The organism is Streptococcus parasanguinis, from assembly GCF_009717775.1.
Classification (GTDB): domain Bacteria; phylum Bacillota; class Bacilli; order Lactobacillales; family Streptococcaceae; genus Streptococcus; species Streptococcus parasanguinis_AG.
Genome location: NZ_WMZF01000007.1, coordinates 95,712 through 118,067, shown reverse-complemented (window position 1 = coordinate 118,067; position 22,356 = coordinate 95,712). Strand labels below are relative to the sequence as shown.

Sequence of the window (22,356 nt, the reverse complement as noted above, 5' to 3'; positions counted from 1 at the left end):
AAGATAGGAGAAAACATGTTAATCTGGTTCATGCGTTGGCAAGAGTTTTGGAAAAAACATCCAAAGAAAGTTCTCTATGCTGCAAGTGCCCTGCTCCCAATGACCATCATGCTCATTGTGTGGGCTTTTATAGGGATGTATCCTTTTGGAAGCAAGAGTCTGATGGCTGTTGACTTTGGACAGCAATATATCAGTTTCTTTGGCTTGCTAAAAAATGCCATCTTAACGGGGGATCTATCTAGTTTGAGTTATTCTTTCACCAAGTCTCTTGGTGGAGATATGATCGGTGTGCTCGGCTACTATTTAATGAGTCCCTTCAACATCATCTACATTCTAGCTCCCCTCAAATATTTTGGGGCAGCAGTATTTTTAACCATTTGGCTCCGCTACGGGGCAATCGGTCTATCCTTTGCTTTCCTTTTAATCAAGCGCTACAAAGGATTAGAATCTAGAAAATGGTTGGTTCCATTATTCTCGACGGCCTATGCCTTGTCAGGGATGTTGGTTTCCTATCAGATGAACGTCATCTTCTATGATGCCATGATCATGCTTCCTATTGTGATTGTGTATTTGGAAGAACTATTAGATGGGAAATCTCCTTATCGCTATGCTTTTGCTCTGGGATTGACGGTCTTGCTTCAGTTTTACATGGGCTATATGATCTCCATTTTCATCGCTCTGTACGCCTGCTACTATGTATCACCAAGATTGCTGATTGAGGGGGATCTGAAGACAAAGATTAAAAACTTTAGTATCCCTTTACTGCAAGCGGTGATCTATTCGATTATTGGGATTGCAACAGCCTCAGTCTTGCTCTTGCCAGTGTTTTTCAACCTGATTGAAAGTAAGGGGCAAGTTGGCGGAGGCATGACCTTCTCATTTGCCTTCCAAATTAACCCCTTAGATATTCTTTCTAAGTTGGTTGTTGGTGGCTTTGATACAACCTCAGGATGGTCAGCGGGTCCCAACCTTCCCAATATTTATATTGGAGCGCTTGGTTTTCTTGGTTTTATCTTTTATTTCCTATCGCAAAAAGTTGGAAAAGCCAAAAAATGGGCTGCAGGGATTGTTACCCTCATTTTCCTGATTTCCTTTGTCAATGAATTTGTCAGTAAGATATGGCATATGGGACAAAACCCAGCCGGTTTCTTCTTCCGTTTTTCTTGGCTGTTTTCATTCTTTATGCTAGTCCTAGCTTATCAAGCGATGAAGCAGAAGATCGTTATTTCCAAACGAACCAACTGCATCATCGGCTTGGGCTTGCTCTTGTCGGTAGTCTATCTCTATTTCCACCAGTATAGTTTTATCTCAAAGACTCAACCGCAAGCGATCAGCCGTTTCCTCTCTAAGTTCTCTATTCTAAGTGTTCTGGGAATAGCAGCGGTGACCTGCTTCATCTTCTATGCGTATTGGGAAAAATCTCAGAAGAGCCAATTGGAAAAAATGATTCGAATGGCTCTAGCAACGGTCATCTTAGTGTTAGCTGCTGTCTTATTAAAGACAGGCTATCTCTTGTCGCAAGTGGGGATTACAGCGATGCTCTACTTGAGCATTCTCTTCATCCTAAACTTTAAGATCTCACGTTTATCCATGATTGTCGTATCTGTGCTCACAATCTTTGAGTTTGGCTATAATGCGTATTTGTCCCAAGTAACATTTGGGTATGATGATGTGCACAAGTTTGCAGATGCGACCGTTTCGGTCAAGCGCGTGACAGACAATATCCAAGAAAATGCAGATCAAAAATTCTATCGGATTGCCACAGATTTTGCCTATTCCAGAACAGTTCCTTCCTTGGTGTCCTATCCGGGTCTAAGTACCTTTAGCTCAAGTTTGGAACGTAGCACCATGGATCACTTTGCTTTCATGGGAGATCTTGGTGTCAATGCGGCGACTCAATATTCAAATGGGACACCTTTGACAGATGCTTTATATGGTGTTCGTTACTTTATGAGTGCCAAGGATTTTGATCCCAAAGAGATTGAAGCCAATCCAGATAAGATGTACTTTTATCGATTTACAGACCGCTTTGATCTGCATCGCTATTTCACAGACAAGGTCTATGAGGATAAGCGTTATGTCGTCTATAAGAATCCAAATTCCTTCCCACTTGCATACGGGACGAACAGTCTGGTAAGGAATATTCAATTTGGTGCCAATAATGCCTTTGCTAACCAGAATATTATTTTGAACTCCATGGAGGGACATCAAAAGGCCAATAATGATACCGTTGAGTACTTTAAACCGTTGGCGTTCAGCTCGATCGAAACCGAAAATGTGATTGAAGAAAAGGTCAATAAGGAAACGGGAGAAGCCATCTATAAGAGAGCGGATTCATCAAAAGATGCCATTATTCGTTATAAGGTCACTCCACGTACCAATTACACCTATTATTTCTTTACTCCTGTATCTTTGATCCAAAACCAAGATTACTCGGTTTTACTCAATAATAAATGGTTGCTCAATGCTAAAATTTTCACGCAAAGACAAATTTGGCAGTTGACAGATCAAACTGAAAACCAAGAAACCGTTATTGAATTTAGATTTAGAACAGATCATATCGATATGAGCAACGCAGGTGTTTATCGCGCTGATGTTGATCAAATTCAACAGGTATTAGAAAACCGGAAGAAACAAGGTTTACATGTAACCAAGTTTTCAAATACCCATATTGTTGGTGATGTGTCTATCACAGACGATAGTAACTATATGATGACTTCCATTCCATACAGCGATGGCTGGAAAGTGAAAGTGGATGGGAAGTTTGTCAAAACTGAAAAAGCATGGAATGCATTCTTATCGTTCCCAATCTCAAAGGGAAATCATAAGGTTGAATTCGTCTTTAGACAAAAAGGAGTGATCCTGGGTGCCTTGCTATCCATTGTTTCCGTTGCTTACCTTGTCATTCAAATGAGAAGAAGTAGAAGTGATGAAGGACAATAGGATTTAAGAGAATCAAAAATAGTTATCAACACAAAAAGAGAGTGGGACAGAAATCGGTAATTCGTTAGAATTCGATTTCGTCGTCCCACCTCCGCACAGTTGAGTAGGGCTGTAAAGCTGATGAAATCAGCGTAGTAGAGCCCACTCAACCACTGCGTCTTGCTCGACAATCGAAAAACAATTAAGAGGCTAGGACTTTTGTCCCAGCCTCTTTTTTATATGATCCGCACATGCGAACGATTAGTTATTAGAAATCTTGCGTTTCAAGATGACGGCTCCTGATAGGATAGCAACACCGATCAAGATGACACCAGTAGCGACTGCTTCACCTGTTTTTGGCAGGAATGTCTTGCGACCTCCGTTTGAAGTTGTCGTGCCAGAATCACCTGGGTTGCCAGGTTTGGTCGTACTCGTTGTTGGCCCTTCTGGAGTGGTTGTCGTAGTCGTCGTCGGCACTGGTTTTTCAGACGTAGTTGTAGTCGTCGTTGTAGTTGTAGTGGTTGTCGTCGTAGGTTTTGGACCTTCTGTCGTCGTCGTTGTTGTAGTTGTAGGCTCTTGAGTCGTCGTTGTTGTAGTTGTAGGTTCTTCAGTTGTCGTTGAAGTTGTTGTTGACTCTGGAGTTGTTGTAGTGGTAGTAGGAGTAGGTTCCTCAGTTGTTGTCGTAGTCGTAGTCGGCTCTTGAGTCGTCGTTGTTGTAGTTGTAGGCTCTTGAGTCGTTGTAGACGTAGTTGACGTAGTTGTTGTAGTGGTTGTAGTGGTTGTAGTGGTTGTAGTGGTTGTAGTTGTCTGTTCTTTTGGATTGACGATTGTCTTCGTAACTGCATTATCAGTTTCGCTAAAGTCTTCAGCATTAACTGGAGTATCTGCAGTAGTAATGGTATAACCAGCAGGAGCCTCTGTTTCCGTTAAAATGTATTTATCTTTTAAGAGTGCATTGACCGTGATATTCCCATCTTTATCGGTTACATATTCACCGATAACTTGATTATTAGCTTGACGAACAATTTTGAATTTTGCTCCAGCAAGAGGTTGATTTGCATCGTCTACTTTATGGATGTTAATGGTAAATACAGAACCTTTTCCTGAACCGCCAGGAAGTTGAATAGCTGATGAGTTCTCTGAATTTTTAACAACAACGTCTTTAGCTTTTAGAATGGCCTCATTATCTAAAGCTTCCCCATCTACTGGTGTGTAATTTAAATGAACATCATATACGATACGGTATTGATCGGCTTCGCTGATATTTCCGAGATTCACAACGAACGATTGACCATCATCACTAACAGTGACCGTATGTTGATCCGTCACATCGACTGCATCAGGTAACTGCCATCCCAAATCTTTATAGATATATGTACCTTTGAGGACACGAATACTACCCTTAACATATTCTGCATTGGTGAATTTTAGATGATCTTCTACAGTGACATTTTGATGACTTTCTTTTGTTTGATTGATAGAAATCACATAACTGATAGTTGACGGATCATCCTTATGAACCTCGCTGGTTTTTAGCAACAGCTTAGGTTCAGAATTCCCAACACCTTTGTATGGGATATTTCCCACAACGATTGTTCGGTTATTAACCGTTACTTGTATTGGAATTTCCCCTCCTTCAGGGTGCTTCGTATAATCTACTCTGGCATAAAAGTAGAAATCACCTTTTACATCAGAATGTTTTTCAACATAATCTGTATAAGTTAACGTAAGTTTCTTGTTATCTTTATCTACCAGTCCATGAGCGATTACTTGTTTAGGCTCAGTAGTAGTTGTGATATCAAAACTTTGACTTGCAATAATTAAGGGATCTGAAACTAGGAGTTCCGTGGTATCTCCTGCCTTTACATCCTTGCCTGTTAAATCAAAATCCGCAGTGATTCTAAACTTTTCCCATTGACCGATAGGGCTATCAATACTGCCACCTTTTTCACGTGATACTTGAATATTCTTAATCGTATCCACGAATTTACCGCTAACGGTTACTCCAGGTGTCTCGGCTGATGTTTTGGTCAGGCTGAGAGTGAAGAGAACCGTTAATAAAGCAAGGATAAATGTGAAAATTTTGATGTTTCTATTCTTCATCTTATCTTCCCTTTTCATAAAAAATTAGTGCCTAGTTATCAATGCCTGATTACTCTTAAAGATAGGAACATTCAAATCCAATCTGTTGGTAATAAGAATTGAGTGCTGAGACACGACCTCCATAAAATAATTCTATAGGGTAAAATATTTTACTTTTAAAATTATTCCCTACACAGGGAATTATAGCAAAAATAATGAGTAGCTTCAAGTTAAAATTGATGAAATGAGGCAGGAATTACGAACTTTTAAGAGATTTCATCAACTTTTGTTCTCTTTCAGGAAACAACCATGAAAATACCAACAGATTTACAAAAAAGAAGGACGGAAAAGTAAGTTTTTATTGAAAGAATACGAATAGTAGAATTGAGGAGACGCTAGGGCAAAGTGATGGTATAATAGAAGAGATAGAAACTATTTAGAATGAAAGAGGAATCATGATGACAAAAATTCGTGGATTTGAACTTGTATCAAGCTATACCAATCAGGACTTGCTTCCAAAACGGGAGACGGCCCATGCGGCTGGCTATGATTTGAAGGTAGCCGAGCGCACAGTGATTGCACCAGGAGAGATCGTCCTCGTTCCAACTGGGGTCAAGGCCTATATGCAAGCGGGTGAGGTGCTCTATCTCTACGACCGTTCCTCTAACCCTCGCAAAAAAGGCCTGGTCTTGATCAACTCTGTGGGGGTTATCGATGGAGACTACTACGGCAATCCTGGAAATGAAGGTCATATCTTTGCTCAGATGAAAAATATTACCGACCAGGAAGTCGTCCTTGAAGTCGGGGAACGTGTGGTTCAGGCTGTCTTTGCTCCTTTCTTAATTGCAGATGGAGATGAGGCGGATGGCGTGCGGACTGGTGGATTTGGAAGTACGGGGAAATAAAGGAATAAAATGGCAGACTATTTATTAGTTGTAGACATGCAGTCAGATTACGTTGCTGTAGGAAAAGCATATCATGAAAAACTGACTGCAGCTGTAAATGACAAAATTGCTACCTATCCTAGCGACCGAGTTGTCTATATTCTCAATCGTTTTTTCTGGGAGAGAAAAGATAGAAAGAAGAAATTTGCGACCGACTTGCTGGTTGTATCTTCTCGTATTTTTGAAAAGCGTCGGGCTTCTTGCTTTACTAATCCAGATTTAAAAAATTTTTTAGAGGGAAACAGTGCTAAAAGTATAGAGTTTATAGGGGTAGATGGCAATGGCTGTGTCAAGGCTTCCGTTTTGGCAGCTGTCAAGGAGAATTATCAGGTTTCTGTCGATTTGTCTGCTGTCGGAGTTGCCAACCAGAAGAGATTTCAAAATACATTGTATAAGTGGCGCTCTATAGGAGTCGCAGTAGAAGGAGAATCATCATAGCTAAGAAAAAAACGACATTTATTTGTCAAAATTGTGCTTACAATTCACCCAAGTATCTAGGGCGCTGCCCTAACTGTGGTTCTTGGTCTTCCTTTGTGGAGGAAGTTGAGGTTGCAGAGGTCAAGAATGCGCGGGTTTCCTTGACAGGTGAGAAAACCAAGCCCATGAAACTGACGGACGTAACCTCTATCAATGTTCACCGGACCAAGACGGAGATGGAGGAATTCAACCGTGTACTAGGTGGAGGAGTGGTCCCAGGGAGTCTCGTTCTCATCGGGGGAGATCCAGGGATTGGGAAATCGACCCTTCTCCTTCAAGTGTCGACCCAGCTGTCTCAAGTGGGAACGGTTCTCTATGTCAGTGGCGAGGAGTCTGCCCAGCAGATCAAACTCCGTGCAGAGCGATTGGGAGATATCGATAGCGAGTTTTACCTCTATGCTGAGACCAATATGCAGAGCGTGCGTACAGAGGTAGAGCGGATCCAACCTGACTTTCTTATCATCGATTCGATCCAGACCATTATGTCTCCTGAGATTTCAGGAGTACAAGGATCGGTTTCTCAGGTGCGAGAAGTGACGGCTGAGCTCATGCAGCTGGCCAAGACCAATAACATCGCTATCTTTATCGTCGGTCATGTGACCAAAGAAGGAACCTTGGCAGGTCCGCGGATGTTGGAGCACATGGTGGATACGGTGCTCTATTTTGAGGGCGAGCGCCACCATACCTTCCGAATCCTGAGAGCGGTCAAGAACCGTTTTGGCTCCACCAATGAGATCGGAATCTTTGAGATGCAATCAGGTGGACTGGTTGAGGTCCTCAATCCGAGTCAGGTCTTTCTAGAAGAGCGCCTGGATGGGGCGACTGGATCGTCCATCGTGGTCACCATGGAAGGGACGCGTCCGATTTTGGCGGAGGTGCAGGCCTTGGTGACGCCAACCATGTTTGGTAACGCCAAGCGGACGACAACGGGGCTTGATTTTAATCGGGCTAGTCTCATCATGGCAGTGCTAGAAAAACGAGCAGGCTTGCTCCTTCAAAATCAGGATGCCTACCTCAAGTCTGCAGGTGGTGTCAAGCTGGATGAGCCGGCTATCGACCTAGCGGTTGCAGTTGCCATTGCTTCCAGCTACAAGGACAAACCAACCAACCCGCAGGAATGTTTCGTCGGAGAATTGGGCTTGACGGGAGAAGTTCGTCGGGTCAACCGGATCGAACAACGGATCAATGAAGCTGCCAAGCTCGGTTTTACCAAGATTTATGTTCCGAAAAATTCTCTGACGGGGATTTCGACACCATCAGGGATCGAAGTGGTCGGTGTGAGTACACTGTCTGAAGTCTTGAAGAAAGTATTTTAATTTTAATAGTAGAAAAGTCTTAAACGGGAAGTTTAAGGCTTTTTTTCAGATGTGACAGATGACAGGAGGTATCCCCTGACAGAAAGGATCGGATGTGGTAAAATAATAGATGATTTGAATTTCAAAGGAATAAAGGAGAGACCATGTCTTATTTTGATAATTTTTTAACAGCCAACCAAGCTTATGTGGCGTTGCATGGAGACCTCCGTCTTCCGATTAAGCCCAAAACACAAGTCGCCATCGTGACCTGTATGGATTCCCGGCTTCACGTGGCGCCTGCACTAGGTCTGGCTCTTGGAGATGCCCACATTTTGCGGAATGCTGGGGGACGCGTGACCGATGACATGATCCGCTCCTTGGTCATTTCCCAGCAACAGATGGGGACCCGTGAAATTGTGGTCTTGCACCATACAGACTGTGGTGCTCAGACCTTTGAAAACGAGAGCTTCCGTCAGCATCTCAAGAAAGAATTGGGAGTGGATGTGGGAGATCGTGATTTCCTACCCTTTCAAGATGTTGAAGAAAGCGTCCGTGAAGATATGGAGCTTTTAAAAGCTTCTCCTTTGATTCCAGAGGATGTGGTGATTTCAGGAGCTGTGTATGATGTGGATACTGGTTTGATTTCAGAAGTGAAATAATCATAGAGAAGAGTATAGGAAGATAGAATAATCTTTGTTTTCCCGTATTCTTCTTTTTTGGTATAAAAAAAGTGAACCGGATAGGAAAAAATGTGACAATTTAGCACAAATTATTAAAAAATATGTGGTATAATATGACATTTTAACAAGAATATTACAAATTAATTTCAACAGATTGACTCTCGATGTCAAGGATGTTACAATTTTATTTGTATCATGGAATCATGAAATATGAAAAAGGAGATCCTATAAATGAAGGATGTATTTAATAAGCGTCAGCGCTTTTCATTGCGAAAATATAGCGTTGGGGTTTGTTCAGTTCTTTTAGGAACGGCACTCTTTGCTGCAGGAGCTCAATCTGCGTCAGCGGATGAAGCAACAGCACCTTCTGAATCTGCAGGAACAGCAACTTCAGAAGCAGTACAACCTGCTCCAACAGAGTCAAGTCAAACAGAAGCACCAGCTGCTTCCACAGTCTATGGTCAGGGAGCACCTGCACTAAAAGTAGACCTTTCTAATTCTGTTTCAACTTCGGAAGCACCAGCTTCAGCGACTGAAAAATCTGAAGTAGCTGAGAAAGTAGCTGCTACAGAAAGCAAGGAAGCAAAAGCTGAGACTAAAAAAGAAGCAAAAGCTGAAACTAAAAAATCTGAAGAAGCTCCAAAAACGACAGCGTCATCAGAAACCAGCAAACCTGTAGAGAAGAAACAAGAGTCAAGCTCTAAACCAGCTTCTACAACAGCGGCTGCTACAGCAAAACCTACTGCAACCAGTGCTGCCGCGAGTGAAAACTCAGAAGCACCAGCTGCAAGTGAAGCACCAGGAGAAACTCCTATGGCTCTCAATCGTACAGTGAAGCCAACTTCACTTCGTGGCACTGAAGGTTCTACAGAAGATCGGGCAGTAACTGAAGATCGTAGTGCAGTACTTGATCGAGCTTCAACTGATTTGACGAATGCTGGTGCTTTGGCAACAAGTCGTAGCCGTCGTGGTAAACGTGCTTTGACAGACCATAACGTAGCGCCACTTGATGTTGTAACGACTATAGCTGATAAAGTTGCTGCAAATCCAGACATGACAGATCCTAACGGGGCATCTGTACACTCTCAAACAATTCCAGCTGGCTACCAAGCTAAAGAAGGAGACTTCTATACTTATGGTATCTGGAATCTTACAGAATTCAATGCCCGTTATAATACAAACTACTATGCACGTGCATACAAGAACTTTGACACTTCAACAGATACTAAGGTTGAATTGATTGATAAAAATACGGGTAATGTAGTAGAAACACACACAGTCACTGCAACAAGTGGTGTTCAAAAATTCACTACAACAGGTCAAAAATCCAATAAAGAGTTGACACTACAAGTGGATTACCAAGCAGGTGCTGGTCAAGGACCCGGTAAGACAGATCAACCATTCATTCAAATGGGATTTGAAGTTGGATCAGAGATTCAATCTTTAGTTGCTGCTGGCCATAATCTGACTCCGGCTGAGCAAGCTCGTTTTGATGCTGTTTACGCCGCACGTAACTCAAACGATATCATCAATGCGGTTGAACCTGCTTACAATGGTCGCCGAGTTACGGATACAAACTTTAAGATTCCAGTTAGTGTGGAAAAAACTACTTACTATAAAGTTGTTGATCAGAAAAACCCTACTTATAAAGCAACTGGTAAGTCTGTTACAACTCAGGACTATAAAGAAAATGGTAATGAAACTGAGTTAGCTACATATACTCTGAAAGCTATGGAGGGTCAAAACTTCACAGCTTCTGGGGAACGTCAATTTACAAAGACTGAAGAACTCACAGATAAAATCACTAGAGAAACAGCCTATAAACTATATCAAACAGCTGATCCAGATACGACTTCGGGTTATGTAAGTCGTCCCTACAAAGTTGGTACGAAATTCATGGATGCTGAGCGTGCAGGAATTAAGCGTATCAAGGAAATTGTGGGTGAAGATGGATCTGTAGTGGTTCGTGTTTACCTACTAGATCCAAAACAACAAAGCAAACGTTCAGATGGTACTTTGAACACTGATGGTTATATGCTTTTAGCGGAAACCAAACCAATCAAGCCTGGTGACTATAACAAAGAAGAATTAGTTGTTAAGAAAACTCCTCTTAACACCATTGCTTTCACTGATAGTAAAGGTGTAAACTATCCAAATGGTAAAGAAGTTCCATTTGATTTCCAATGGGATGCTGCCTACACTCCGTATAAGACAGTCTTTGTTCCTTTCTTGGGAGATAATATTGGCCACCTTTCTCCAAATGAACAATTGGTTCGTGGGGTAAATGGTATTGGTACCAACGTTGACTTGCTCAACTCCTTAGTTCCTTACAAACAACCAATTTACTACTATGATAAGACAGAAACCATCAAGGTAAAACCAGAAGTTGAAAAACAACTTGAGGGACGTGTGCTTGTTGATGGTGAGTTCAGCTTCAAGATTAAGGAAAACTCATCTTCACCTGGTGTGGAAGAAACTGTCACAAATAAAGATGGTAAGGCAACCTTCTCAGAATTGTCATTTAAAAAAGAAGGTACTTATACATATACCATCACTGAAGTAAAAGGTGCAGATAAAGATGTCGACTATGATGCTATGGAAGTAACCATGACTGTAAAGGTTACGAAAGACGCTAATGGTGATTTGCAAGCTTCAGTTAAGTACACTGGTGAAGGTGGATTCAAATCAAGTGCAGATGATAAGATCTTCAACAACTATGTTGTGGCTCCAGTTAAGACTAAGTTTGACTTCAGTAAAGCTCTTGCAGGTCGTGAGTTGAAAGAAGGCGAATTCAGCTTTGTATTGAAAGATTCAGATGGTAAGACCCTTCAAACTAAGACCAATACTAAGGCAGGTGTTGTAGCCTTTGATGATTTGACTTTTGACAATACACAAGTTGGTAAGCACAAGTACACTGTAGAAGAAGTTATCCCAGAAAATAAAGAAACTGGTATGACTTACGATACAATGAAGGCGGAAGTAACAATCACTGTTACGAAAGAAGGTCATGTTCTTAAAGCAACAAACACACTTCCTGCAGATACAGAGTTCAACAATACCTTCACACCTGTTGCTACACAAGCTCAATTCAAGTTCACTAAGAAATTGGAAGGGAAAGAGCTCACGAAGGATGCCTTCACATTTGAATTGCTTGAAAATGGTAATGTCATCCAAACGAAGAAAAATGCGGCTGATGGAACCATCCAATTTGACGCGATCTCTTACGATAAAGAAGGTTCTCACACTTATACTGTACGTGAAATAGCTGGAACAGATACAAACATCGACTACGATGATATGAATGCAGTCGTAAAAGTTAACGTTACGAAAGATGCTGCATCTGGTGTCTTGACTGCTAAGGTGACTATGCCTGAAGATACAGAGTTTAACAACTTTGCAGTAGCTCCAGTTAAGACTCGTTTCGACTTCAGCAAAGCCCTTGCAGGCCGTGAGTTGAAAGAAGGCGAATTTACATTTGTATTGAAAGATGCAAATGGTAAGACTCTTCAAACCAAGACCAATACTAAACAAGGTGTTGTAGCCTTTGATAATTTGACCTTTGACAATACACAAGTAGGTGTTCACAAGTATACTGTAGAAGAAGTCCAAGGTTCTGAAGCAGGAATGACTTACGACCCAATGAAAGCTGAAGTAACAATTACTGTTACGAAAGAAGGTCACGTTCTTAAAGCAACAAATGCTCTTCCTGCAGATACAGAGTTCAACAATACCTTCACACCTGCTGCAACTCAAGCTCAATTCAAGTTCACTAAACGTCTTGAAGGGAAAGAGCTTACAAAGGATGCCTTCACATTCGAATTGCTTGAAAATGGCAATGTGATCCAAACCAAGAAAAATGCAGCAGATGGATCTATCACATTTGATGCGATTGAATACAACGCTGTAGGTGAACACACTTACACTGTACGTGAAGTAGCTGGCGCAGATACAAACATCGACTACGATTCAATGAATGCAGTCGTAACTGTTAATGTAACCAAAAATGCAGCTACAGGTATCTTGAGCGCAGCTGTTACAATGCCAGAAGACACTGAGTTTAACAACTATGTGGTTTCTCCAGTTGTAACGAAATTTGACTTCACTAAGAAGTTGGCTGGCCGTAAATTGGCTGCAGGCGAATTCAGCTTCGTATTGAAAGATGCTGCTGGTAACAAAGTTGAAACAGTGAAAAATGATGCTGACGGTAACGTAACCTTCTCAGAATTGTCATTCGACAATACGAAAGTTGGTACTCATACGTATACAGTAGAAGAAGTGATTCCTGAAAACAAAGAATTCGGAATGACTTACGATCAAATGAAGGCGACTGTTACTGTTGAAGTTGCCAAGAACGGTCACTCATTGACAACTGTTACAAACGTTACCTCAACTGGTGGTAAAGATGCCAACGGTAAGGCTACTGATGGTACTGCAGATAAAGAATTCAACAACAAAGTTACTCCTCCAGAAACTCCAGAATTCCAACCAGAAAAATTTGTCGTTTCTAAAGAGAAATATGACATCACTGGTAACAAGTTGATGGATGACGACGATGAGTTGACAAATGAATACACTGAAACAAATGCGGATCCATATGTAGACAAGACAAACAACAACGAACCAGAAAACTTGAATACCAAGACAGTTAAACGTGGTTCTAAATTGGTTTACCAAGTATGGCTTGATACGACTAAATTCACTGAAGCGAACAACATCCAATACGTTGGTGTATCTGATACATACGACGCTGATAAATTGGACGTTAATGCAGCTGACATCAAAGCATATGATTCAGTAACTGGTGCAGAAGTAACCAATAAATTCGACATCAAAGTTGAAAATGGTACGATCACTGCAACTTCTAAAGACGAATTTATCAAAGATAAAGTAAACGCTCCTGTTATCGACACAACTAAGTTCGAGTTTGGACGTTACTATAAATTTGATATTCCAGCAACTGTGAAAGAATCTGTTAAAGCTGGTGCTGATATTGAAAATACAGCCAACCAAACAGTTCACGTTTACAACCCAGTAAGCAAGACAGTTGAAAAACCTGAAAAACCAACACAAAAACGTGTCAACAGCGTTCCAGTTCCAGTGGAAATGAACTTCACGAAACGTTTGGAAGGTCGTGAACTTCAAGCCAAGGAATTCGAATTCGTATTGAAGAAAGACGGCGTTGAAGTTGAACGCGTGAAGAATGACGCTGCTGGTAAGATTGTCTTCAAGACCCTTGAATTCGGTCGCGATGATCTTGGTAAGACTTACAACTACACAGTAGAAGAAACTCCTGGTACAGATGCAACTGTCAAATATGACACAATGGTTGCTACTGTTAAAGTTGTGGTTTCACACGACGGTACAGCCAAAGCAATCGTTGCTAACGTAACAGATGCAGCTGATAAAGAGTTCAACAACCGTGTAACACCTCCAGAAGAACCTAAGTTCCAACCAGAGAAATACGTTGTTTCTAAAGAGAAATACGATATCACTGGTGACAAGCTTGTTGACGATGATAGAGAGTTGGCAGACAAGTACGCAGATACAAATGCGAACCCATATGCAGACGATGCATCAAACAACGAAGCAGAAAACTTGAATACTAAGACTGTTGAACGTGGTTCTAAATTGGTTTACCAAGTATGGTTGGATACAACTAAATTTGACGCAGCTAACAAGGACAACATCCAAACAGTAGGTATTTCAGATAACTATGATGAAGCTAAATTAAATCTTAATGCGGCTGACATTAAAGCTTACGACTCTGTAACAGGCGCAGAAGTAACAGATAAATTCGATATCGCTGTCAACAACGGTGTGATCACTGCTAACTTGAAAGCTGGCTTCACGAAGTCACTTGGCGATGCAGAAAACACACAAGTTATCGACACAACTAAATTCGAATTCGGACGTTACTACAAATTCGATATTCCAACAACAGTGAAAGACGATGTTGTAGCTGGTGCAGATATCGAAAATACTGCAGCTCAAGTTGTTAACTACTACAACCCAACGACTAAGAAAGTTGAAAAACCTGAAAAACCAACTGAAAAACGTGTCAACAATGTTCCAATCTCAGTAGAATTTAACTTCACTAAGAAATTGGAAGGTCGTGCTCTTAAAGCTAACGAATTCACATTCGAGTTGAAAGATAGCGACAATGTTGTGATTGCGACTGCAACCAACGATGCAGCTGGTAACTTCAAGTTCACTCCAGTTGATTACACAAATAAAGCTGGTAAAACTGTCACTGCCCTTAAATACCAGAAGGGTCAAGAAGGTACTTACACTTACACTGTAACAGAGGTTAAGGGTACAGACTCAACTGTCACTTATGATGAAATGTCTGCAGTTGTAACCGTTACTGTGTCTCATGACGGTACAGCCAAAGCCTTGATCACAAACGTGACAGAACCTGCCGATAAAGAATTCAACAACAAGGTAACTCCTCCGGAAGAACCTAAGTTCCAACCAGAGAAATACGTTGTTTCTAAAGCGAAATTCGATATTACAGGTACTAAGCTCGTTGATGACGATTCTGAATTGACAGATAAATATGGTGAAACAAATACAAACCCATATGTCGATACAACTGCCAACAACGAAGATGAAAACTTGAATACGAAACCAGTTGAACGTGGCCAAAAACTTTACTACCAAGTATGGTTGGATACAACTAAATTCTCAGCAACTAACAAAGAAAATATCCAAACAGTAGGAATCACAGATAACTACGACAAGGATAAATTGACTGTTAATGCTTCAGATATCAAGGTTTATGATTCAGTTACTGGTGCAGACGTTACGACGAAATTCGATATCTCTGATAACAATGGTATTCTGACAGCGAACCTGAAAGATGGCTTCACGAAGTCACTTGGCGACGCTGAAAATACTCAAATCATTGATACTACTAAGTTCGAATTTGGACGCTACTATAAATTTGATATCCCAGCAACAGTGAAAGACGATGTGGTAGCTGGTGCAGATATCGAAAACAAGGCAGCGCAAGTCGTTAACTACTACAACCCAGTAAGCAAGACTGTTGAAAAACCAAACAAACCAACTGAAAAACGTGTCAACAGTGTTCCAATCTCAGTAGAATTCAACTTCACTAAGAAATTGGAAGGTCGCGATCTTAAAGCTGGCGAATTCACATTCGAGTTGAAAGACAGCGACAATGTTGTGATTGCAACTGCAACCAACGACAAAGCTGGTAAGATCAAGTTTGCTCCAGTGGATTACACAAATAAAGCTGGTGAAACAGTCACTGCCCTTAAATACAAGAAGGGTCAAGAAGGTACCTACAAGTACACAGTAGAAGAAGTTAAAGGCTCAGACGCAACCGTTACATACGATACAATGAAAGCTGTCGTTACAGTTGAAGTTCGTCATGATGGTACAGCGAAAGCCTTGATCACAAACGTGACAGATCCTGCTGATAAAGAGTTCAACAATACTGTTCGTCCTCCAGAAGAACCTAAGTTCCAACCAGAGAAATACGTTGTTTCTGAAGAAAAATTCGATATCACAGGTGACAAACTCGTTGATGATGATAAAGAGTTGGCAGACAAGTACGCAGATACCAATGCGAACCCATATGCGGACGATGCATCAAACAACGAAAAACAAAACTTGAATACGAAGACTGTTAAACGTGGCGACAAGTTGGTTTACCAAGTATGGTTGGATACAACTAAATTCGACGCATCTAACAAGGACAACATCCAATCAGTAGGAATCTCAGATGACTACGATGAAGCGAAGTTGGAACTTGATTCTACTAAGATCAAAGCTTACGATTCAGTAACAGGCGCAGAAGTAACAGATAAATTCGATATCGCTGTGAACAACGGTGTGATTACTGCAACCCTTAAAGATGGCTTCACTAAGTCACTTGGCGACGCAGAAAACACACAAGTGATCGACACAACTAAATTCGAATTTGGCCGTTACTACAAGTTCGACATCCCAACAAAAGTGAAAGCTGATGTACCTGGTGGTGTAGACATCGAAAATACTGCGGCTCAAGTAGTTAACTACTACAACCCAACAACTAAGAAAGTTGAAAAACCAAGCAAACCAACTGAAAAACGTGTAAACAACGTTCCAGTTGAAGTAGAATTCAACTTCACTAAACGTTTGGAAGGCCGTGAGCTTAAAGCTAACGAATTCAGCTTCGTTCTTAAAGATTCAAAAGGTAAGACTCTTGAAACTGTAAGCAATGATGCATCTGGTAACGTTAAGTTCTCAGCTATGTCATTCAAGAAGGGTGACGAAGGTGTTCACAACTACACTGTAGAAGAAGTTAAAGGAAGCGACGCAACCGTTACATACGACACAATGAAAGCGAATGTAACAGTTACAGTGAAACACGATGGTACAGCTAAAGTTCTGATCGCGACTGTAGGCGACATTGCGGATAAAGAATTTAACAACCGTGTGACTCCTCCAGAAGAACCTAAGTTCCAACCAGAGAAATACGTATTAAATACAGCGAAATTCTCTATCACTGATAACAAGCTTCTTGACGATGATGCCGAGTTGACTGATAAATATGGTGAAACAAATACAGATCCATATGTAGATGGAACTTCAAACAACGAAGCAGAAAACATCAATACCAAGACTGTGAAACGCGGCGAAAAAATCTACTACCAAGTATGGTTGGATACAACTAAATTCGACGCAGCTAACAAAGACAACGTTCAAACTGTAGGAATTACAGATGACTTTGACGAAACTAAGGTTGATGTTGATGGTTCAGCAATCAAAGCTTACGATTCAGTAACTGGAGCTGATGTTACAGATAAATTCGATATCGCTGTGAACAACGGTGTGATGACTGCAACCCTTAAAGATGGCTTCACTAAGTCACTTGGCGATGCAGAAAACACTCAAATCATTGACACAACTAAATTCGAATTCGGACGTTACTACAAGTTTGATATTCCAGCAACTGTTAAGAACGATGTTCCTGGTGGTGCAGACATCGAAAATACTGCGGCTCAAGTAGTTAACTACTACAACCCAGTAAGCAAGACTGTTGAAAAACCAAACAAACCAACTGAAAAACGTGTAAACAACGTTCCAGTTGAAGTGGAATTCAACTTCACGAAACGTTTGGAAGGCCGTGAACTGAAAGCTAACGAATTCAGCTTCGTGCTTAAAGATGCATCAGGTAAAGTTGTCGAAACAGTAAGCAACGATGCGGCTGGTAATGTTGCATTCTCACCACTCAGCTTCAAGAAGGGCGAAGAAGGCGTACATAACTACACTGTAGAAGAAGTGAAGGGAACAGACGCAACTGTTGCTTACGATACAATGAAAGCTACTGTAGCAATCACAGTATCACACGATGGTACAGCTAAAGCCCTGATCGCAACTGTAGGAGCAATCGCTGATAAAGAGTTTAACAACCGTGTCACTCCTCCAGAAGAACCTAAGTTCCAACCAGAGAAATATGTTGTTTCTGAAGAGAAATTCGATATCACAGGTGATAAACTTGTTGATGATGACAAAGAGTTGGCAGACAAGTACGCAGATACAAATGCGAACCCATATGCGGACGATGCATCAAACAACGAAAAAGAAAACTTGAACACTAAGACTGTGAAACGTGGCGACAAGTTGGTTTACCAAGTATGGTTGGATACAACTAAATTTGACGCAGCTAACAAGGACAACATCCAATCAGTAGGAATCTCAGATGACTACGATGAAGCTAAATTGGAACTTGATTCTACTAAGATCAAAGCTTACGACTCAGTAACAGGCGCAGAAGTAACAGATAAATTCGATATCACTGTCAACAACGGTGTGATCACTGCAACTCTTAAAGATGGCTTCACTAAGTCACTTGGCGACGCAGAAAACACACAAGTGATCGACACAACTAAATTCGAATTCGGACGTTACTACAAGTTCGACATCCCAACAAAAGTGAAAGCTGATGTACCTGGTGGTGTAGACATCGAAAATACTGCGGCTCAAGTAGTAAACTACTACAACCCAACAACTAAGAAAGTTGAAAAACCAAGCAAACCAACTGAAAAACGTGTAAACAACGTTCCAGTTGAAGTGGAATTCAACTTCACGAAACGCTTGGAAGGCCGTGAGCTTAAAGCTAACGAATTCAGCTTCGTTCTTAAAGATTCAGAAGGTAATACTCTTGAAACTGTGAAGAACGATGCATCTGGTAACGTTAAGTTCTCAGCTCTTGAATTCAAGAAAGGTCAAGAAGGCGTACACAACTACACAGTAGAAGAAGTTAAAGGATCTGACGCAACCGTTACATACGACACTATGAAAGCGAATGTAACAGTCACAGTTTCACACGACGGAACAGCTAAGATTCTCGTAGCGACTGTAGGCAAAATTGCGGATAAAGAATTTAACAACCGTGTAACACCTCCTGAAACTCCAGAATTCAATCCAGAAAAATATGTTCTAAACGAAAAAGAATTTGATTTGACTGGAACTTCATTATTAGATGATGATAAAGAGTTGGCAGACAAGTACGCAGATACCAATGCAAACCCATATGCGGACGATGCATCTAATAACGAAAAAGCGAATATCAATACTAAATCAGTTAAACCAGGTCAAAAACTTGTTTACCAAGTATGGTTGGATACAACTAAATTTGATGCAAACAACAAAGACCATATCCAATCAGTAGGAATCTCAGATGACTACGATGAGGCTAAAGTTGATGTTGATGGTTCAGCAATCAAAGCTTATGACGGTAAGACTGGTGCGGATGTAACAGCTAAATTCGATATTACTGTGAACAACGGTGTGATGACTGCAACTCTTAAAGATGGCTTCACTAAGTCACTTGGCGATGCAGAAAACACACAAGTGATCGACACAACTAAATTCGAATTCGGACGTTACTACAAGTTTGATATCCCAGCTACAGTGAAAGCTGACGTTGCAGGTGGAGTTGACATCGAAAACACTGCTGCTCAAGTAGTCAACTACTACAACCCAACTACTAAGAAAGTTGAAAAACCTGAAAAACCAACTGAAAAACGTGTCAACAGCGTGCCAGTTGAAGTGGAATTCAACTTTACTAAACGTATGGAAGGTCGTGAGCTTAAAGCCAATGAATTCAGCTTCGTTCTTAAAGATTCAGAAGGTAAGACTCTTGAAACTGTGAAGAACGATAAAGATGGTAACGTTAAGTTCTCTAAACTTGAGTTCAAGAAAGGTCAAGAAGGCGTACACAACTACACAGTAGAAGAAGTTAAAGGATCTGACGCAACCGTTACATACGACACCATGAAAGCGAATGTAACAGTCACAGTTTCACACGACGGAAAAGCTAAAGTTCTGATCGCGAAAGTTGGCGACATTGCGGATAAAGAATTTAACAACAAGGTGACTCCTCCAGAAACTCCAGAGTTCAACCCAGAGAAATACATCTTGAACGCTGAGAAATTCGACCTTACTGGTAAATCACTTCTTGATGATGATAAAGAATTGGCAGACAAGGTTGCGGAAACAAACGCAAATCCTTACGCTGATAAGGCTGACAATAATGAAGCAGCAAACATCAATACTAAGACAGTGAAACGTGGTGATAAGGTTGTTTACCAAGTATGGTTGGATACAACTAAGTTCACTGAAGCGCACAACATCCAATCTGTTGGTGTTACTGATGACTACGAAGAAGACAAGCTTGACATCAATGTTGCAAACATCAAAGCTTACGACTCTGTAACAGGCGAAGATGTAACAGCTAAATTTGATATCAAGGTTGAAAACGGTGTGATCTCTGCAACTTCTAAAGCGGACTTGACTAAGTCACTTGGAGACGCAGAAAATACTCCAGTGATCGACACAACTAAGTTTGCGTTTGGACGTTACTACAAGTTCGACATCCCAGCAACAGTGAAAGATACTGTTAAGGGTGGTGCAGATATTGAAAACACTGCAGCTCAAATCGTTCACCAATACGATCCAACAAGCAAGACAGTGAAGAAACCAAACAAACCAACTGAAAAACGTGTTGTGAACATCCCTGTTTCAGTAGAATTCAACTTCACGAAACGTTTGGAAGGCCGTGAGCTTAAAGCTAACGAATTCAGCTTTGTACTTAAAGATTCAACAGGTAAAGTTGTTGAAACAGTTAAGAACGATGCATCTGGTAACGTTAAGTTCTCAGCTCTTGAATTCAAGAAAGGTCAAGAAGGAACTTACAACTACACTGTAGAAGAAGTCAAAGGAACTGATACAACCGTTACTTATGACACGATGAAAGCAGTTGTGACAGTTAAAGTTTCTCATGATGGAACAGCGAAAGCTCTCCTTACTAAGGTAACGGATCCAGCGGATAAAGAATTCAATAACACTGTTCGCCCACCTGAAACTCCAGAATTCAACCCAGAGAAATACATCTTGAACGAATCTAAATTCGATCTTACAGGTGTGAAACTTCTCGACGATGATGACGAGTTGAAGAATAAAGTTGCGGACACAAATGCAAATCCTTACGTTGATAAGACTGATAACAACGAAGCTCAAAATATCAATACGAAGACACTCAAGAAAGGTGATAAAGTATACTACCAAGTATGGTTGGATACAACTAAATTCACTGAAGCACACAATATTCAATCTGTTGGTGTTACAGATAAATATGACAGTGCAAACTTGACTGTCAACGGAGCTGATATTAAGGCATACGACTCTGTAACAGGAGAAGATGTAACAGCTAAGTTTGATATCAAGGTTGAAAACGGTGTGATTACTGCAACATCTAAAGCAGACTTGACTAAGTCACTTGGAGACGCAGAAAATACACAAGTTATCGACACAACTAAGTTGGCCTTTGGACGTTACTACAAGTTTGAAATTCCTGCAGAAATTAAACAATCTGCTCAAGATGGTGTGGACATTGAAAATACAGCTTCACAAATCGTACACCAATACGATCCAACTAAGAAGACTGTAGAAAAACCAGAAAAACCAACTGAAAAACGTGTAGTCAACATTCCAGTTAAGGTTCAATTCCAATTCACTAAGAAATTGGAAGGTCGTGCATTGAAGGCTGGTGAATTCAGCTTCGTTCTTAAGGACGAAAAAGGAAATGTGATCGAAACCGTAACCAATGATGCGGCTGGTAAGATCACCTTCTCAAATCTTGAATTCAAACGTGGTGAAGAAGGAACTCATCTCTACCATGTAGAAGAAATCCGTGGCACAGATTCTAGCATCGAATACGATAAGATGGTTGCCACTGTGGGTATTATGATTAACAAAGACGGTAAAGTATTGACGGCTATTACTCAGTTGCCAGAAGATACAGAGTTTAACAACACTGTTATTCCGCCAACAACACCGCCAACAACACCGCCAAATACACCACCAACAACACCACCGAATACACCACCGACAACACCGCCGACAACGCCACCAACACCACCAACACCTCCAACAACACCGCCAACACCACCAACGCCACCAACACCTACAACTCCTCCAGCTCCAGCACTTCCTGAAACTGGTGAAGAACAATCAGCATCTGCTGCATTGTTAGGTGCTGCACTTGGTATGGTTGGCCTTGCGGGACTTGCAAAACGCAAAAAACGCGAAGACTAAAATTGAGGTGACATCAGCAAACTTGTTGATGAGGTGACAATTTTAGATCCAACAGGAAGAGGCTTTGCTCGAAAGAGCAAGGCCTCTTTGTTTGGTATTGGAAACTTAGAAAAACATGCATAAATGTGATGAAAAAGTTTCAGTAAAATTCTATATATTCATTTCATTCGGTTACTAGTTTCAGTAAAATTCCATTGACTTGAAGTAGAGAAAACAGTATACTAGTAAAGCAATTTGATCTTTCAAACTGCCGGCAACAAGGGGAATGAATCCACTTTGAATTGGAATACAGTAGGGTTTGGAGTGGTAGTACTTCACACCCTTATTGTCGTCAGTCACCCTCATAAA

Annotated in this window: 7 protein-coding genes; 6 read left to right on the top strand and 1 reads right to left on the bottom strand. The window is 41.0% G+C overall.

The features are described from left to right. The first annotated feature begins 15 nt into the window (after positions 1-15). Entirely contained in the window at positions 16-2,943 is a 2,928-nt protein-coding gene (gene pgfM1, locus GMC92_RS08430; protein ID WP_155200158.1) for a glycosyltransferase PgfM1, read from the top strand. 240 nt (positions 2,944-3,183) lie between these two features. On the opposite strand, the gene GMC92_RS08425 is transcribed toward pgfM1, so the two are convergent. After that, positions 3,184-5,025, bottom strand: coding sequence for an LPXTG cell wall anchor domain-containing protein (locus GMC92_RS08425; protein WP_155200157.1), 1,842 nt, complete (start codon positions 5,023-5,025; stop codon positions 3,184-3,186). Between the two features lie 437 nt (positions 5,026-5,462). Here GMC92_RS08425 and GMC92_RS08420 point away from each other — a divergent pair, with 437 nt between their 5' ends. From GMC92_RS08420 to GMC92_RS08400, 5 genes are all read left to right on the top strand, one after another. Beyond that, a complete protein-coding gene (locus GMC92_RS08420; protein WP_023919767.1) occupies positions 5,463-5,909 on the top strand; it encodes a dUTP diphosphatase in 447 nt (148 codons plus the stop codon). Positions 5,910-5,918: 9 nt separating this feature from the next. Further along, positions 5,919-6,386: an isochorismatase family protein gene (locus GMC92_RS08415; protein WP_155200156.1), complete on the top strand. Its 468-nt coding sequence runs from the start codon at positions 5,919-5,921 to the stop codon at positions 6,384-6,386. Positions 6,387-6,406: 20 nt separating this feature from the next. Further along, complete coding sequence (gene radA / locus GMC92_RS08410) at positions 6,407-7,741, top strand: DNA repair protein RadA (protein ID WP_338324056.1); 1,335 nt, start codon at positions 6,407-6,409, stop codon at positions 7,739-7,741. Positions 7,742-7,884: 143 nt separating this feature from the next. After that, positions 7,885-8,379, top strand: coding sequence for a beta-class carbonic anhydrase (locus tag GMC92_RS08405; RefSeq protein WP_070590231.1), 495 nt, complete (start codon positions 7,885-7,887; stop codon positions 8,377-8,379). Between the two features lie 252 nt (positions 8,380-8,631). Then, positions 8,632-22,008 (top strand): SspB-related isopeptide-forming adhesin, encoded by a 13,377-nt coding sequence (locus GMC92_RS08400; protein ID WP_155200155.1) that lies wholly within the window; start codon positions 8,632-8,634, stop codon positions 22,006-22,008. Positions 22,009-22,356: the final 348 nt, after the last annotated feature.

Excerpts from the sequence above, each read along its gene's own strand:
- pgfM1 (WP_155200158.1), top strand. The coding sequence starts at position 16 with ATGTTAATCTGGTTCATGCGTTGGCAAGAGTTTTGGAAAAAACATCCA.
- GMC92_RS08425 (WP_155200157.1), bottom strand. The coding sequence starts at position 5,025 with ATGAAGAATAGAAACATCAAAATTTTCACATTTATCCTTGCTTTATTA.
- GMC92_RS08420 (WP_023919767.1), top strand. The coding sequence starts at position 5,463 with ATGACAAAAATTCGTGGATTTGAACTTGTATCAAGCTATACCAATCAG.
- GMC92_RS08415 (WP_155200156.1), top strand. The coding sequence starts at position 5,919 with ATGGCAGACTATTTATTAGTTGTAGACATGCAGTCAGATTACGTTGCT.
- GMC92_RS08405 (WP_070590231.1), top strand. The coding sequence starts at position 7,885 with ATGTCTTATTTTGATAATTTTTTAACAGCCAACCAAGCTTATGTGGCG.
- GMC92_RS08400 (WP_155200155.1), top strand. The coding sequence starts at position 8,632 with ATGAAGGATGTATTTAATAAGCGTCAGCGCTTTTCATTGCGAAAATAT.